At 62.0% G+C, this 12,876-nt stretch carries 14 protein-coding genes; 10 read left to right on the top strand and 4 right to left on the bottom strand.

What is annotated here, in order from left to right:
- Positions 1 to 13: 13 nt before the first annotated feature.
- The 3 genes from NKI17_RS21305 (at position 14) to NKI17_RS21295 (ending at position 2,393) form a co-directional block, all read left to right on the top strand.
- Positions 14 to 1,387 carry a class II 3-deoxy-7-phosphoheptulonate synthase gene (locus tag NKI17_RS21305; RefSeq protein ID WP_352448710.1) on the top strand — a complete coding sequence of 458 codons (1,374 nt, stop codon included), beginning with the start codon at positions 14 to 16 and terminating at the stop codon, positions 1,385 to 1,387.
- Positions 1,388 to 1,536: 149 nt separating this feature from the next.
- On the top strand, positions 1,537 to 1,956 hold the full coding sequence (locus tag NKI17_RS21300) for a GFA family protein (protein ID WP_352574951.1): 420 nt from the start codon (positions 1,537 to 1,539) through the stop codon (positions 1,954 to 1,956).
- A gap of 77 nt (positions 1,957 to 2,033) precedes the next feature.
- Positions 2,034 to 2,393, top strand: coding sequence for a diacylglycerol kinase (locus NKI17_RS21295; protein ID WP_254820160.1), 360 nt, complete (start codon positions 2,034 to 2,036; stop codon positions 2,391 to 2,393).
- A gap of 22 nt (positions 2,394 to 2,415) precedes the next feature.
- Here the strand turns inward: NKI17_RS21295 and NKI17_RS21290 are convergent, their stop codons facing one another.
- Positions 2,416 to 2,712, bottom strand: coding sequence for a hypothetical protein (locus NKI17_RS21290; protein ID WP_352692315.1), 297 nt, complete (start codon positions 2,710 to 2,712; stop codon positions 2,416 to 2,418).
- A 4-nt stretch (positions 2,713 to 2,716) separates the two neighbouring features.
- Between NKI17_RS21290 and NKI17_RS21285 the strand changes: the two genes are divergently transcribed.
- Positions 2,717 to 3,022: a hemerythrin domain-containing protein gene (locus NKI17_RS21285; RefSeq protein WP_352692314.1), complete on the top strand. Its 306-nt coding sequence runs from the start codon at positions 2,717 to 2,719 to the stop codon at positions 3,020 to 3,022.
- A 3-nt stretch (positions 3,023 to 3,025) separates the two neighbouring features.
- Here the strand turns inward: NKI17_RS21285 and NKI17_RS21280 are convergent, their stop codons facing one another.
- Positions 3,026 to 3,613, bottom strand: coding sequence for a DedA family protein (locus tag NKI17_RS21280; protein ID WP_352574954.1), 588 nt, complete (start codon positions 3,611 to 3,613; stop codon positions 3,026 to 3,028).
- Positions 3,610 to 4,173 (bottom strand): DUF1003 domain-containing protein, encoded by a 564-nt coding sequence (locus NKI17_RS21275; protein WP_023680015.1) that lies wholly within the window; start codon positions 4,171 to 4,173, stop codon positions 3,610 to 3,612. The genes NKI17_RS21280 and NKI17_RS21275 overlap by 4 nt, the downstream gene beginning before the upstream one ends.
- An 83-nt stretch (positions 4,174 to 4,256) precedes the next feature.
- Between NKI17_RS21275 and NKI17_RS21270 the strand changes: the two genes are divergently transcribed.
- The 5 genes from NKI17_RS21270 (at position 4,257) to gltX (ending at position 10,854) form a co-directional block, all read left to right on the top strand.
- Positions 4,257 to 4,970 (top strand): DNA-3-methyladenine glycosylase I, encoded by a 714-nt coding sequence (locus NKI17_RS21270; RefSeq protein WP_352754784.1) that lies wholly within the window; start codon positions 4,257 to 4,259, stop codon positions 4,968 to 4,970.
- Positions 4,971 to 5,035: 65 nt separating this feature from the next.
- Complete coding sequence (locus tag NKI17_RS21265; protein WP_352754783.1) at positions 5,036 to 6,718, top strand: NAD+ synthase; 1,683 nt, start codon at positions 5,036 to 5,038, stop codon at positions 6,716 to 6,718.
- Between the two features lie 27 nt (positions 6,719 to 6,745).
- Positions 6,746 to 7,159 carry a GNAT family N-acetyltransferase gene (locus NKI17_RS21260; RefSeq protein WP_352619846.1) on the top strand — a complete coding sequence of 138 codons (414 nt, stop codon included), beginning with the start codon at positions 6,746 to 6,748 and terminating at the stop codon, positions 7,157 to 7,159.
- 382 nt (positions 7,160 to 7,541) lie between these two features.
- On the top strand, positions 7,542 to 9,347 hold the full coding sequence (locus NKI17_RS21255) for an ABC transporter ATP-binding protein (RefSeq protein ID WP_352568776.1): 1,806 nt from the start codon (positions 7,542 to 7,544) through the stop codon (positions 9,345 to 9,347).
- A gap of 133 nt (positions 9,348 to 9,480) precedes the next feature.
- Positions 9,481 to 10,854 (top strand): glutamate--tRNA ligase, encoded by a 1,374-nt coding sequence (gltX, locus tag NKI17_RS21250; RefSeq protein ID WP_352568775.1) that lies wholly within the window; start codon positions 9,481 to 9,483, stop codon positions 10,852 to 10,854.
- Here gltX and NKI17_RS21245 read toward each other — a convergent pair.
- Positions 10,772 to 11,986 (bottom strand): DUF2865 domain-containing protein, encoded by a 1,215-nt coding sequence (locus tag NKI17_RS21245; protein ID WP_352568774.1) that lies wholly within the window; start codon positions 11,984 to 11,986, stop codon positions 10,772 to 10,774. The genes gltX and NKI17_RS21245 overlap by 83 nt on opposite strands.
- 263 nt (positions 11,987 to 12,249) lie before the next feature.
- Here NKI17_RS21245 and NKI17_RS21240 point away from each other — a divergent pair, with 263 nt between their 5' ends.
- Positions 12,250 to 12,870 carry a DUF1287 domain-containing protein gene (locus NKI17_RS21240; protein WP_051406245.1) on the top strand — a complete coding sequence of 207 codons (621 nt, stop codon included), beginning with the start codon at positions 12,250 to 12,252 and terminating at the stop codon, positions 12,868 to 12,870.
- Positions 12,871 to 12,876: the final 6 nt, after the last annotated feature.

The following is a 12,876-nucleotide window of genomic DNA, read 5'->3' as shown; positions in this document are numbered from 1 at the left end:
GTTAGGTGCTTCGATGACGAAATGGTCGCCGAATTCGTGGAGAGCTAAGCCGATCCAGCAGGTTCCTGCCTATCCGGATCTTGCCGCGCTGAGGAACACGGAAGCCCAGCTTGCCACGTTTCCGCCGTTGGTTTTTGCAGGTGAGGCACGCAAGCTGAAGAAGCAGCTTGCAGCCGTCGCTGCCGGTGACGCATTCCTTCTGCAGGGCGGCGATTGCGCCGAGAGCTTCGCCGAACATGGCGCCGACAATATCCGCGACTTCTTCCGCGTCTTCTTGCAGATGTCGGTGGTGCTGACCTTCGCCGGCGCCCAGCCGGTGGTGAAGGTCGGCCGTGTCGCCGGCCAGTTCGCCAAGCCGCGCTCGTCCGACAATGAGACCAAGGGCGGCGTGACGCTGCCGAGCTATCGCGGCGACATCATTAACGGCATCGAGTTCGACGCCAAGTCGCGCATTCCCGATCCTGCAAGACAGGAGATGGCGTACCGCCAGTCGGCGGCCACGCTCAACCTTTTGCGTGCCTTCGCCCAAGGTGGCTATGCCAGCCTGGAGAACGTGCATCAATGGATGCTTGGCTTCGTGTCCGACAGCCCGCAGGGGGAGAAATACGAGTCGCTCGCCAACCGCATCACCGAGACGATGGACTTCATGAAGGCCGTCGGCATCACCTCGGAGACCAATTACGCGCTGCGCGAGACCGACTTCTATACCAGTCATGAGGCGCTGCTGCTCGGTTATGAAGAGGCGCTGACTCGCGTCGATTCGACTTCGGGCGACTGGTACGCCACCTCTGGCCACATGATCTGGATCGGTGATCGCACGCGCCAACCCGACCATGCGCATGTCGAATATTGCCGCGGCATCAAGAACCCGCTCGGGCTGAAATGCGGTCCGTCGCTGACGCCGGATGGCCTCTTGCAGCTCATCGACCTGCTCAATCCGGAGAACGAGCCCGGCCGGCTGACGCTGATCGCGCGCTTCGGTTCCGACAAGGTCGCCGATCATTTGCCGAAGCTGGTGCGCGCGGTGCAGAAGGAAGGCCGCAGCGTGGTGTGGTCGTCGGACCCGATGCATGGCAACACCATCGAGGCCGCCGGATACAAGACACGGCCATTCGACCGCATCCTGAAGGAGGTGCAGACCTTCTTCGAGGTGCATCGCGCCGAAGGCACGCATCCGGGCGGCATCCATGTCGAGATGACCGGCAAGAACGTCACGGAATGCACCGGTGGCGCCCGCGCCATCACCGCCGAAGAGCTGCAGGATCGCTACCACACCCATTGCGATCCGCGCCTCAACGCTGACCAGGCGATCGAGTTGGCGTTCCTGGTCTCCGATCTGCTCAAGAAGACCCATCCGGTCCAACACAAGCAGGCCGTCAATGGCTGATACGATCTGAACTGTGATGTCATTGAAGAAGCGCCGGGCGAAAACCGGCGCTTTTTCTATTCAATCCCGCCGGTGTCGCATTTGCTCGTGCCTAACGCGCGCAAAACTGGAATCCTGCCAGGCGATGGCAATTGCATCGGGAGGCCGACATGGCTGACAGTCACAGCGGATCATGCTTGTGCGGGGCAGTGCGGTTCCAGACACGAGGACCGCTACGCGGTGTCGTCTACTGCCATTGCTCGCAGTGCCGGAAGCAGAGCGGGCATTTTTATGCGGCGGCCAACGTTGCCGACCGCGACATCACAATCACCGGCGCGGAGAGCATCACCTGGTACGAGGCCTCTTCGTTCGCCAGGCGCGGCTTCTGCAAGACATGCGGCTCTCTGCTGTTCTGGAAGCCGAGCGATGACGGCTATGTTTCGGTCATGGCAGGGCTGTTCGACGCGCCAACCGGGCTTCAAGGAGAATGCCATATCTTCGTCGGCGACAAGGGCGATTATTACGCCATCGATGACGGGCTGCCGCAGTTCGAGAAGTCGACGCCGTCGATCAAGGTGGCAGGCGACTGATTTTTGAAGAGGTCGCCTTATTCCCTTGGTCCAGCCATTGCGCTAATCCCCTGCCGGTGATTCCGAAGGGTTTTGGCATGCAGCGGCTGATCGACGCTTTTTACAACTCGGTGCGGGCGTTTCGCAAACTGGCCGCCAGCGAGGAGGCCTTCCAGCTGGAGCTGACGCTGCTTGTGCTTGCCTTGCCGCTCGGCTGGTTCCTTTCGGAATCGTGGCGCGGCTATGCGCTGCTTATCGGCGCGGTGCTGCTCATGATCATGATCGAGGTGTTGAACACCGGCATCGAGGCGGCATGCGACGCGTTCAGCCGCGAATTCAACATCGATATCCAACTGGCCAAGGATTGCGGTTCGCTGGCGGTGCTTATTTCGGTGGTAATCGCTGCAGGCGTCTGGGGCGTCGCCATCGTCGAGCGGATCCTCGGGGTACCGATCTGACGTTTCAAACACTACATGCCGGTCAATTGAGGGAACCGACATGACCGATACCGCCGGATTTCTGCTGCTCGAACGTGAGGGCCTGCCGGACGATCTGCGCTGGCTGGCCGAAAAATATCCGCGCGAGATCTGGCAGGCGCATGCCAACATCCACGGCGTGGCCAATATGTGGCTGCAGCGGCACGATATGTTCCGCGAGCTTGGCGGCATGCTCACCAATGGTATCGGCGATTATCGAGAAGGTAGGCTGAACGCGCCGGAATTCGCGCGCTGGTTCGCGCCGCGCCTCAACCATTTCCTCGGCAATCTCGACGGCCATCACAATGTCGAGGGACCATCATTATTTCCCGGTCTTCGCCAGGGCCGAGACCCGTCTGAAGCGCGGCTTCGAGATTCTCGATGCCGATCACCACACAATCCATGAGGGACTGGAGCGCAATGCCGAGGCGGCAAATGCCTTCATCCGCACGCTTCAGGAGAGCGAAGACAAACAGCGTTTCGCCGCCGATGCCTATGCCGACGAGAACAGCCGGCTGATCGCCATGCTGACCAGGCATCTTGCCGACGAGGAAGACCTGATCATCCCGCTGATCCTGGAAAAGGGTGACCGTGCGCTCGGCATAGATTGACGATCAGCTTCCCTTGCGAAGCTCCTTCTTGGCGAGGAAGTGCGACGCCAGCCAGCCGAGGATAGCCACAACGAGGCCGATTGCCAGAGCGATCAGCAACCGCTCGTGGCGGGCCAGCGCCTGGCCGACGATGTGCTCCGCGCCCAGCCCGAAGACATAACCGACAGTGCAGAACAGTGCCGCCCAGACTACCGACGAGATGGCGTTGAGGATGATGAAGCGCGCCGCGGCGATGCCCGACAGCCCGGCCGCGATTCCGCCGACCAGTCGCAGGCCATAGATGTAACGGTTCGACAGCACGAAAATGTTGGGATGAGAGGTGACAAGGCGGTAGGCGTGGCTGAAGCCCGGCCGGGCTCGGAGCCTGATCACGAATTTATGGTCGGCGAAGCTCCGTCCCAAGATGAAGAACAACGTGTCGCCACCGAAGGCGCCGAGCGCGGCTGCGAGAAACGCCTGCCACGGGACGAAGACATGCTGATGCGCAAAAAAACCGCCAAGAATTGCGGCGCTTTCGCCCTCGGCGACGCAGCCCAGAAAAACCGCGACCAATCCATATTGCTCAATGAGACGATGGATGACTTCCGTCATGAAGACGTTCGCTGCTTCGACAGAATGTCGTCGATGCGCTTCACCTGCTCGGCCAGCCGGGCGATCTCGTCTCGCATGCCGATGATCTGGCTGTGGCGCAGTTCGTCGAGCTTTTCGTGTAACGCCATGATCTCGATCTCGGCCTTGAGATTAACCTCATAGTCGTGGGCGGCGTCGATTCGATCGCGCTCCGTCTGGCGGTTCTGCGCCATCATGATCACTGGCGCCTGCAGGGCGGCAACCATGGAAAGCACGAGATTGAGGAAGATGAAGGGATAGGGATCGAAGGCGGCGCGCGACAAGAGCCAGACATTGCCTGCCGTCCACAGGATCAGGAAGCCAATGAATGCCAGGATGAAGGACCACGAGCCGCCGATCCGGGCGATGGTGTCGGCCAGGCGATCTCCAAACGTCTGGTGAAAGGCGACGGCCTTGTTGGTGTCCTTGGAGATCGTGGTGCGCTCGAGCGTAGATTGCAGTACCCGGCTTTCGAGCGCGCTCAGGCCGTCCGGCTTTCGCTTCAGCCAGCGGCTTGCCAGGTCCTCGATCGTTTTGTTCATCGTCGCCTCCGTCGTCAGCGATGAGGTAGAAGCTGCCGGTTCATACGGGAAGTGGTAGATTGACGCGATGGGGTCAGGAAACAATGGTGGATTTTCAGAAAATTCGCGCCCGTGCAGCGAAGCGCAAAGGCGGTGAGGCAGCGCTGACGTCGCTGCTGGGTCCTATGCCCGACAATGCCGCGGTGGCAAAGATTGCGGACGACCGGATCCTGTCGACCATGGCCGAGCGGGTTTTTGCCGCCGGCTTTGTCTGGCGCGTCATCGAGCAGAAATGGCCGGGTTTCGAGGAAGCATTTCTTGGCTTCGAGCCGAAGCGGCTGCTGTTCCAGCCTGACGATTTCTGGCACGATCTCACAGCCGACAAGCGCATCGTCCGCAATCCGCAGAAGATCAAATCCGTACGCGACAACGCAGCCTTCGTCGAGCGCGTGTCGAAGGAGCATGGCAGCTTCGGCAAGTTCCTGGCCAATTGGCCGGCGGATGACCAGGTCGGATTGATGGCCTATCTCGGCAAGCATGGCAGCCGGCTCGGCGGCAATACCGGCCAGTATTTTCTGCGCTGGCTGGAGTGGGACGCCTTCATCGTCTCGGCCGACATGGCGGCAGCGCTGCGCGACGCCGGGCTCGACCTCGCGCAGAGCCCAACATCGAAGAAGGACCTGGGCAAGATCCAAGTGCAGATAAACGCCTGGGCGGCGGAAACCCGGCTGCCGCGCCGGCACATTTCGCGCATTCTGGCAATGTCGATCGGCGAGAACCATCCGCCGGAAGCCTTGCGCGAATATATGGGCGAATAGGATCGACTGTTTGGTCCAAACGAACGCCATTGCTCGACGAATTTTGCCGCGCTAAACCCACGGGCATGACAGAAAAGACCGCTCCAGACATATTGCGCATCGCCGTCGCCCAGCTCAATCCGACGGTCGGCGACGTCGCCGGCAATCTTGCCAAGGCACGCGAGGCGAGGGCGGATGCCGCCCGCCAAGGCGCCGACCTCGTGCTGTTTACCGAGCTTTTCCTTGCCGGCTATCCGCCTGAGGATCTGGTGCTGAAGCCCGCCTTCCTGAAGGCCTGCGAGCGGGCGGCGGAGGATTTCGCCGGCGATACCGCCGACGGCGGCCCGGGTTTCGTCATCGGCACGCCGTTGAAGCGCAAGACCGGCACGCACAATTCGATCATCTTTGCCGATGGCGGCAAGATCCTTGCCGAACGCTACAAGCTCGATCTGCCGAATTACGGTGAGTTCGACGAGAAGCGCGTCTTCCAGGCCGGCCCCGAGATCCAGGGGCCGGTCAATTTCCGCGGCGTGCGCGTGGGAGTGCCGATCTGCGAAGATATCTGGGGCGAGGTTGCTGTCTGCGAGACGCTGGCCGAAAGCGGCGCGGAAATCCTGCTGGTCCCGAACGGCTCGCCCTATTACCGCGGCAAGGTCGACGTCCGCCACCAGATCGTCATCCGCCAGGTCATCGAATGCGGACTGCCGATTATCTATGCCAACCAGCTTGGCGGCCAGGACGAGCTGGTTTTCGATGGCGCATCGTTTGCCATAGGTTCTGACAAGACGCTGGCCTTCCAGATGAGCCAGTTCGAGGAGACGGTCAACGTCACCACCTGGAAGCGAAAGAATGACATCTGGTTCTGCTCTGACGGACCGATGTCGAAAATCCCGGAGAAGGAGGAGGCCGACTACCGCGCCTGCATGTTGGGCCTGCGCGATTACGTCAACAAGAACGGCTTCAAGAATGTCGTGCTCGGCCTTTCCGGCGGCATCGATTCGGCGATCTGCGCGGCACTTGCCGTCGATGCGCTGGGCGAGGAACGGCTGCGCGCCGTGATGATGCCTTACCGCTACACTTCGAAGGACTCGCTGAAGGATGCCGAGGACTGCGCCCGCGCACTCGGCTGCCGCTACGATATCGTGCCGATCTTCGAGCCGGTCGAGGGCTTCCTGCACACGTTGACACAGCTTTTCGAGGGCACCAACGAAGGCATCACCGAGGAAAACCTGCAGAGCCGGGCCCGCGGCACCATCCTGATGGCGATTTCCAACAAGTTCGGCTCGATGGTGGTCACCACCGGCAACAAAAGCGAGATGTCGGTCGGCTACGCGACGCTCTATGGCGACATGAATGGCGGCTTCAATCCGATCAAGGACCTCTACAAGATGCAGGTCTATGCGCTGTCGCGCTGGCGCAACGCGCATGTGCCGCCGGGTGCGCTCGGTCCGTCCGGCGAGGTGATCCCGACCAACATCATCGACAAGGCGCCCTCGGCGGAACTGCGAGAGAACCAGACGGACCAGGATTCGCTGCCGCCCTATCCGGTGCTCGACGACATATTGGAGTGCCTAGTCGAAAACGAGATGGGTGTCGACGACATCGTCGCGCGCGGCCATGACCGGGCGACGGTGACGCGCGTCGAGCACCTGCTTTACGTCGCCGAATACAAGCGCCGGCAGGCGGCACCCGGTGTGAAGATCACCAGGAAGAATTTCGGCCGCGACCGCCGCTATCCCATTACCAACCGGTTCAGGGATGGCGGGTAGGCGATTGGCCTGTTTAACGGTTTAGCCATGGCCAACCTTGAAATCAGCTTCGACCCGTCGCGGATCGACTTCCGGGCGACGTCCGACATTTTGAAGGAGAGCTATTGGGGCAGCGGCCGCAGCGATGAACTGCACCGCCGCGCCTTCGCCAACTCACTGTGCGTCGGCGCCTATGTCGGCGGCAATCAGGTCGGCTTCGGCCGGGCGATCACCGACCGTACGGTATTTGCCTATCTCGCAGACATAATTGTCTGGCCCGGGTATCGCGGACAAGGCATCGGAACCCGGCTTGTCCAGGCGCTTATCGACCACTCGGACGTCAAGACGGTCACGCATTGGAGCCTGTCGACCAACGACGCCCATGCGGTTTACGAAAAGCTCGGCTTCAGGCCTTCCACCGACGGCCGCTATATGCGCTTCGACCGTATCCCGGCAACCTGAACAGAGGCAGCGCACAACCCGCGATTGTTGCAAAATCGTCTCACTGCTTGGACCAGATGCGCTTTTGGCTATCTACTGACTTGGCGCGGCGTTGAGGCGTCTCTATAAACACCTCTCCGCGATTCCCCTTCAGGAGGAACCGAATGCCAGGATTTGACATCGTTATGCGAGGCCGCGAAGCCTAGGTCTTGGTCAGTGCGCCGCGAGATAGCCTCGCGGCAAGGCTGAACCGAGGCAGGTATTTCGCCGCTGCCGGTCGCCGCCCCTCTACAGGGCCGCCAAATACGCCAAACCTCCGCATCTCCGGGCGCCAAACGGCGCCGACGCGGTTTTTCAATTTCTACTTTCGTGGGATCGGGCTCGTTTGCGCCCGAATGACATCATGACTCGTTTTCGAATAGATTTGCGCGCGGGCGCCTTTCGCAGCGTTCTTGGCTTCACGCTCAGCCATTGGCGGCGTCAGCCGTGGCGACTTGCCGGCATTATGGGCACGTTCCTGCTGTCGACCTTGGCCGACGTGCTGACGCCGCTCTATTCCGGCCGGCTGGTGGATGCCGTCGCCAGCAGTGCTGCGGCCGACGATGTTGCGTGGAACGCGGCGACAGCGGCCTTTTCGATGCTGGTGGCCCTGGCGCTCACCGGTGTCGTGCTGCGCAATCTCGCCTTCATGGCCATTGTCGAGCTGACGTTGAAGATGATGGCGGATATCGCCGCCGACGCCTTCCACCGCGTCCAGCGCTTCTCCACCGACTGGCACGCCAACAGCTTCGCCGGATCGACGGTGCGCAAGATAACGCGCGGCATGTGGGCGCTCGACCTGCTCAACGACACGATCCTGATCGCGCTGCTGCCATCGGTCGTCATGCTCGTCGGCTCGACGCTGCTGCTTGGCTGGTTCTGGCCGCTGATGGGTGCTGTCGTCGCCACCGGTTCGGTTCTGTTCATCGCGGTGACGACGATGCTGTCGCTTGGCTATGTCGCGCCCGCGGCAAGGCTTGCCAATGCGTGGGATACACGGCTCGGCGGCTCGCTGGCCGACGCGGTGAGCTGCAATGCCGTGGTCAAGGGTTTTGGCGCCGAGGAACGCGAGGAGACACGGCTTGCCGAGGTCGTCGCTAAATGGCGCGGTCGCACGCGCCGCACCTGGATGCGCGGCACCGTCAACGGCACCACGCAAGGGACGATGCTGCTGCTTTTGAGGGCAGCGGTTATCGGATTCTCCCTGCTGTTGTGGTCGTGGGGGCAGGCGAGCGCCGGCGATGTCGCCTTCGTGTTGACCTCATTCTTCGTGCTGCAAGGCTATCTGCGCGACATCGGCACACATATCCGCAATCTGCAGCGCTCGATCAACGACATGGAGGAACTGGTCGACTTCCAGTCCGAACCACTCGGCATCGAGGATCGGCCCGGAGCCAAACCGATCCGGATCACCGATGGCCGTATCACCTTCGACAAGGTCACGTTCCATTATGGCAGCCACCGCCTGCCGCTCTATCGCGACTTTTCGGTGGACATCGCGCCGGGCGAACGGGTTGGGCTGGTTGGCCATTCGGGCTCCGGCAAGACGACATTCGTCAAGCTGATCCAGCGCCTCTACGACGTGACTGCGGGCAATATCCTGATCGACGGCCAGGATATTGCCAATGTGGCGCAGGCGTCGCTGCGCGCACAGATCGCGATTGTCCAGCAGGAGCCGATCCTGTTTCACCGGTCGCTGGCCGAAAACATCGCCTATGCCCGGCCGGCCGCCATGCAGGCCGAGATCGAGCACGCGGCGCGATTGGCCAGCGCGCATGACTTCATCGCCAATTTGCCGAAAGGCTATGGCACGCTGGTCGGCGAGCGTGGCGTAAAGCTATCGGGTGGTGAGCGTCAACGCGTTGCAATCGCACGCGCCTTTCTTGCCGATGCGCGCATTCTCATCCTGGATGAGGCAACGTCGAGCCTCGATTCGGAATCGGAGGTGCTGATCCAGCAGGCGATGGAGCGCTTGATGGTCGGCCGCACGACGCTGGTCATTGCCCACCGGCTGTCGACGGTGCGGGCGCTGGACAGGCTTTTGGTGTTCGATCGCGGCCGCATCGTCGAAGAGGGCTCGCATGACCAGCTGATCCGGCTGCAAGGCGGCATCTACCGCCGGCTGTTCGAACGCCAGGCGCTTGAGCTGACCAAAGGCATGGTGATCTGACGGTTGCGGCGCCGCGCGTCCTGATGGACGCGTGGCGCTGCAGTCTTTTCTTCGCCTTCGTCATGTTCTATGTCTGCCGCCGAGCGCGGGGGCGCGTCTTGTCAATAGCAAAACCATCCGGTACGCCCCGCTCATGACAGTTACCGTCCGTTTCGCCCCGTCACCGACCGGCCGCATCCATATCGGCAATGCGCGCACCGCTCTGTTCAACTGGCTGTTCGCCATCAAGAACAAGGGCCGCTTCATCCAGCGCTTCGACGACACCGACGTTGCCCGTTCGACGCAGGAATTTTCCGACGCCATCCTTTATGACCTGCATTGGCTGGGCATCTTCCCCGACGCCACGGAGTATCAGTCGCGGCGGGTCGAAATCTATGATGCCGCACTGCAGAAGCTGAAGGAGGCGCGCCTCGTCTATGCCTGCTATGAGACGCCTGAAGAGCTCGACCTGAGGCGCAAGGTGCGCCGCACGCGTGGCCTGCCGCCAGTCTATGGCCGCGAGGCGCTGACGCTGGCACCCGAGCAGGTGGCGGAATATGAGGCCGATGGCCGGCGGCCGCACTGGCGCTTTCTGCTGCCCAACTTCAGCAGCGATCCGCTGCAGCCGGAGCGCACCGAAATCCAGTGGAACGACCTGGTGCGCGGCGAAGAGACCGTCGACCTCGCCTCGCTTTCAGACCCGGTTCTGCGGCGTGAGGACGGCACCTACCTCTATACATTGCCTTCGGTTGTCGACGACATCGACATGGGCGTCAGCCATGTCATTCGCGGCGACGACCACGTCACCAATACCGGCGTCCAGATAGCCCTGTTCCGAGCACTTGGCGCGGAGCCGCCGGTGTTCGGCCACCACAATCTCCTGACAACGGCATCAGGCGAGGGACTTTCGAAGCGCACCGGCGCGCTGTCCATCCAGAGCCTGCGTGAGAGCGGCATCGAGCCGATGGCGATCGCTTCGCTGGCGGTGCTCGTCGGCACCTCGGAAAACGTCGTGGCGGTGCCAACGATGGCCGAGCTAGCCGAGCGCTTCGATCCGGCTGCAACATCGAAATCCGCCGCCAAATTCGACCCGGACGAGCTCTTCGTGCTCAACCGCACGCTGCTGCATCACATGCCGTTTTCCGAGGCGCGCGACCGGCTGATCGTGCTCGGCATCTCCGGCGAACAGGCCGAGCCTTTCTGGCTGGCCGTGCGCGGCAATCTCGACAGGCTGGCCGATGCGGCGATCTGGTGGCGTACGCTTCGAGACGGTCCAGAGGAGCCGGCGGAGTTTTCCGACGATGACCGCGACTTTCTTCGCCAGGCGTTCGAACTGCTGCCGGAGGAGCCTTGGAACGGCACCGTCTGGAAAGACTGGACCGGCAAGATCCGAGAGGCGAGCGGCCGTAAGGGCAAGGCGCTGTTCATGCCGCTCAGGCTGGCGCTTACGGGACAGCCTTCGGGTCCGGAGCTTGCAGATCTGTTGCCGCTGCTGGGTCGGGAAGGAACGTTGGCCCGACGACCCTGACCTTGCGCTGTTCTGGCGGGGGCAGGGACGTCGGCGAAGGCACGGGCTTGACGGCAAGGCGTCTGATCGCCTCACGGTCGAGACCGTCTTGCGCATTGGCCAAGGACTCCGGGTCGGCGCCCGGATCAGGCCTAGCAACCGGCAGCGGAATGAACGGGGTACTCTCTACATTCGCCTCAGATTGTGCCCGGGTTGGCGGGTTGCCGGCGATGATCTCGAAATTCTGCGCGGCATTGCAGCCGCAGGTCGGCGGCCGCGGCATGTCGGACTGCTTGTAGAGGTAGGCCGTCGGCAGTTCGATATAAGGCCTGCCGGTCACCGAAGACGTCATGGACGCCGAATCGCCATTCATGCCGCGCGTGTAGAAAACCTGCATTTCTGTGCCGGGGCAGCTCGATTCGCAATTCTTCTGGTCGCGCTCGAAATCGCCCAGTGAGGCGGCATTCGACATCGGAAAGAAATAACCGTCGCAGGTCCGCACGCACATGGTGCGGAATTCGCCTCGCGGCTGGCCCAACTCGTCGGCGTTGTTGAGCATGGTGCGAATGTTGCGCGGCTGACTTAGTTCTTCAGCCTGGTCGGGCTCTTCAGGCTGATCGGGCGCACCGGGTTCAGTTGCGTCACTGCCCAAAAGCTGGTCGAGCAGGTTTCGCTTGCCGTTTTCACGGCTGGCTTCGCGGACCGGCGCGGGCGTCCGCGCCGCCCCATCATCGCGGCAGCCATTGGCGTCAAGCAACGTCAATATGCGCGCGCGATCGCGTCGCGAACCACCGCCGGCAAGGTCGGCGCGCTTGGCCTGGAGGGCGTCGAGATTGGCTGCCATGCGATCGATGGTGGCGTCGAGTGCCGCGCATGCATTGGCGTTGCGGCGAGACAGCGAAAAGCCGCAGCCGGCGCTGCTGGCCTGGCTGACGGCCTTTGAAATCTGCTGGCGCTGCCGGACGATTGCGTCGTCATATTTCCTGAGCAAAGCCGGTTTGCCGCCGCCACCACGAGAAGCGGCGGCAAGATCGGCTTCAAGCTGGCGGCAGAGGCGCGGAGCGGCCTGCGCCTGAGTGACGGCAATGCCGCACAGTAGCAGAGCGCCGAGCAGCGCGGCGGCCCGCGTCAGCTTCCAACATGCGCCCGTCATCCCTCCGAAACTCCGCCTGCCTGTCGTTCAGAAAGCTACCGCGCTTGCGGTTAACCGTTTGTTTAGCATACCGCCGATTCCGGCTTCATCCCAAATCGGATGGCTTGCGCCGGTGCGCGGCTTCGACCACGACCAGCGCTGTCATATCGACCACGCCGCACGACATACTCGGACAGAGCCACGACCGAGACATCCTGGCGATGCACGAAAAAGGCGTATTCGCCCAGAAGAATGCCCGGATCCAGAATGCCCGGAGGCTTGGCATGACCGCGATTACCCGTCGAGCCGCAGTGCAGTTTGGTCTTTTGTGCCTGGCGATGCCGGATGCCATGGCGCAGGAAAAGCCCATCACGCCGGATTGGGGTACCAAATTGGTCGAAGCTGCCCGTGAGCAGATCGGCGTCACCATGCTCTACGATCCGACCTATACACGCCTGGCCTATCCGGGCGGGGACGTTGGGCCCGAGCGGGGTGTGTGCACGGATGTCGTGATCCGTGCCTATCGCCGCGCCTTCGATCTCGACCTGCAAGAATTGGTGCATGAGGATATGCGGGCCAATTTTGCCGCCTATCCGAAGGCTTGGGGCTTGAAGGCGCCCGACCGCAACATCGACCACCGCCGTGTGCCCAACCTTGCGGTCTATTTCGAGCGGCGCGGTGCTGCCTTGCCCGTCAGCCAAGACCCGGCCGACTATCGGCCAGGGGATCTCATCGCCCAGATGCTGCCCGGCAATCTGTCGCATATTGCCATCGTGTCGTCCAATCGCTCCACTTTGGTACCGACAAGAAGACTGGTCATTCACAATATCGGCGGCGGCGCCAGGGAAGAGGACACTTTGTTTGCCTTCAGGCAGACAGGACATTTCCGGTTCAGGCCAATCTGAGAAAGC

The organism is Mesorhizobium sp. M0816 (assembly GCF_040320005.1).
Taxonomy (GTDB): Bacteria; Pseudomonadota; Alphaproteobacteria; order Rhizobiales; family Rhizobiaceae; genus Mesorhizobium.
The sequence above is the reverse complement of the archived record's forward strand: the minus strand, read 5'-3'. Positions and strand labels throughout refer to the sequence as shown.

Coding starts and splice junctions, on each gene's coding strand:
- NKI17_RS21305 (WP_352448710.1), top strand. CDS start 14: ATGACGAAATGGTCGCCGAATTCGTGGAGAGCTAAGCCGATCCAGCAG.
- gltX (WP_352568775.1), top strand. CDS start 9,481: ATGACAGTTACCGTCCGTTTCGCCCCGTCACCGACCGGCCGCATCCAT.
- NKI17_RS21270 (WP_352754784.1), top strand. CDS start 4,257: ATGGTGGATTTTCAGAAAATTCGCGCCCGTGCAGCGAAGCGCAAAGGC.
- NKI17_RS21260 (WP_352619846.1), top strand. CDS start 6,746: ATGGCCAACCTTGAAATCAGCTTCGACCCGTCGCGGATCGACTTCCGG.
- NKI17_RS21240 (WP_051406245.1), top strand. CDS start 12,250: ATGACCGCGATTACCCGTCGAGCCGCAGTGCAGTTTGGTCTTTTGTGC.
- NKI17_RS21280 (WP_352574954.1), bottom strand. CDS start 3,613: ATGACGGAAGTCATCCATCGTCTCATTGAGCAATATGGATTGGTCGCG.
- NKI17_RS21245 (WP_352568774.1), bottom strand. CDS start 11,986: ATGACGGGCGCATGTTGGAAGCTGACGCGGGCCGCCGCGCTGCTCGGC.
- NKI17_RS21300 (WP_352574951.1), top strand. CDS start 1,537: ATGGCTGACAGTCACAGCGGATCATGCTTGTGCGGGGCAGTGCGGTTC.
- NKI17_RS21295 (WP_254820160.1), top strand. CDS start 2,034: ATGCAGCGGCTGATCGACGCTTTTTACAACTCGGTGCGGGCGTTTCGC.
- NKI17_RS21290 (WP_352692315.1), bottom strand. CDS start 2,712: ATGGCCGTCGAGATTGCCGAGGAAATGGTTGAGGCGCGGCGCGAACCA.
- NKI17_RS21255 (WP_352568776.1), top strand. CDS start 7,542: ATGACTCGTTTTCGAATAGATTTGCGCGCGGGCGCCTTTCGCAGCGTT.
- NKI17_RS21285 (WP_352692314.1), top strand. CDS start 2,717: ATGTCGAGGGACCATCATTATTTCCCGGTCTTCGCCAGGGCCGAGACC.
- NKI17_RS21275 (WP_023680015.1), bottom strand. CDS start 4,173: ATGAACAAAACGATCGAGGACCTGGCAAGCCGCTGGCTGAAGCGAAAG.
- NKI17_RS21265 (WP_352754783.1), top strand. CDS start 5,036: ATGACAGAAAAGACCGCTCCAGACATATTGCGCATCGCCGTCGCCCAG.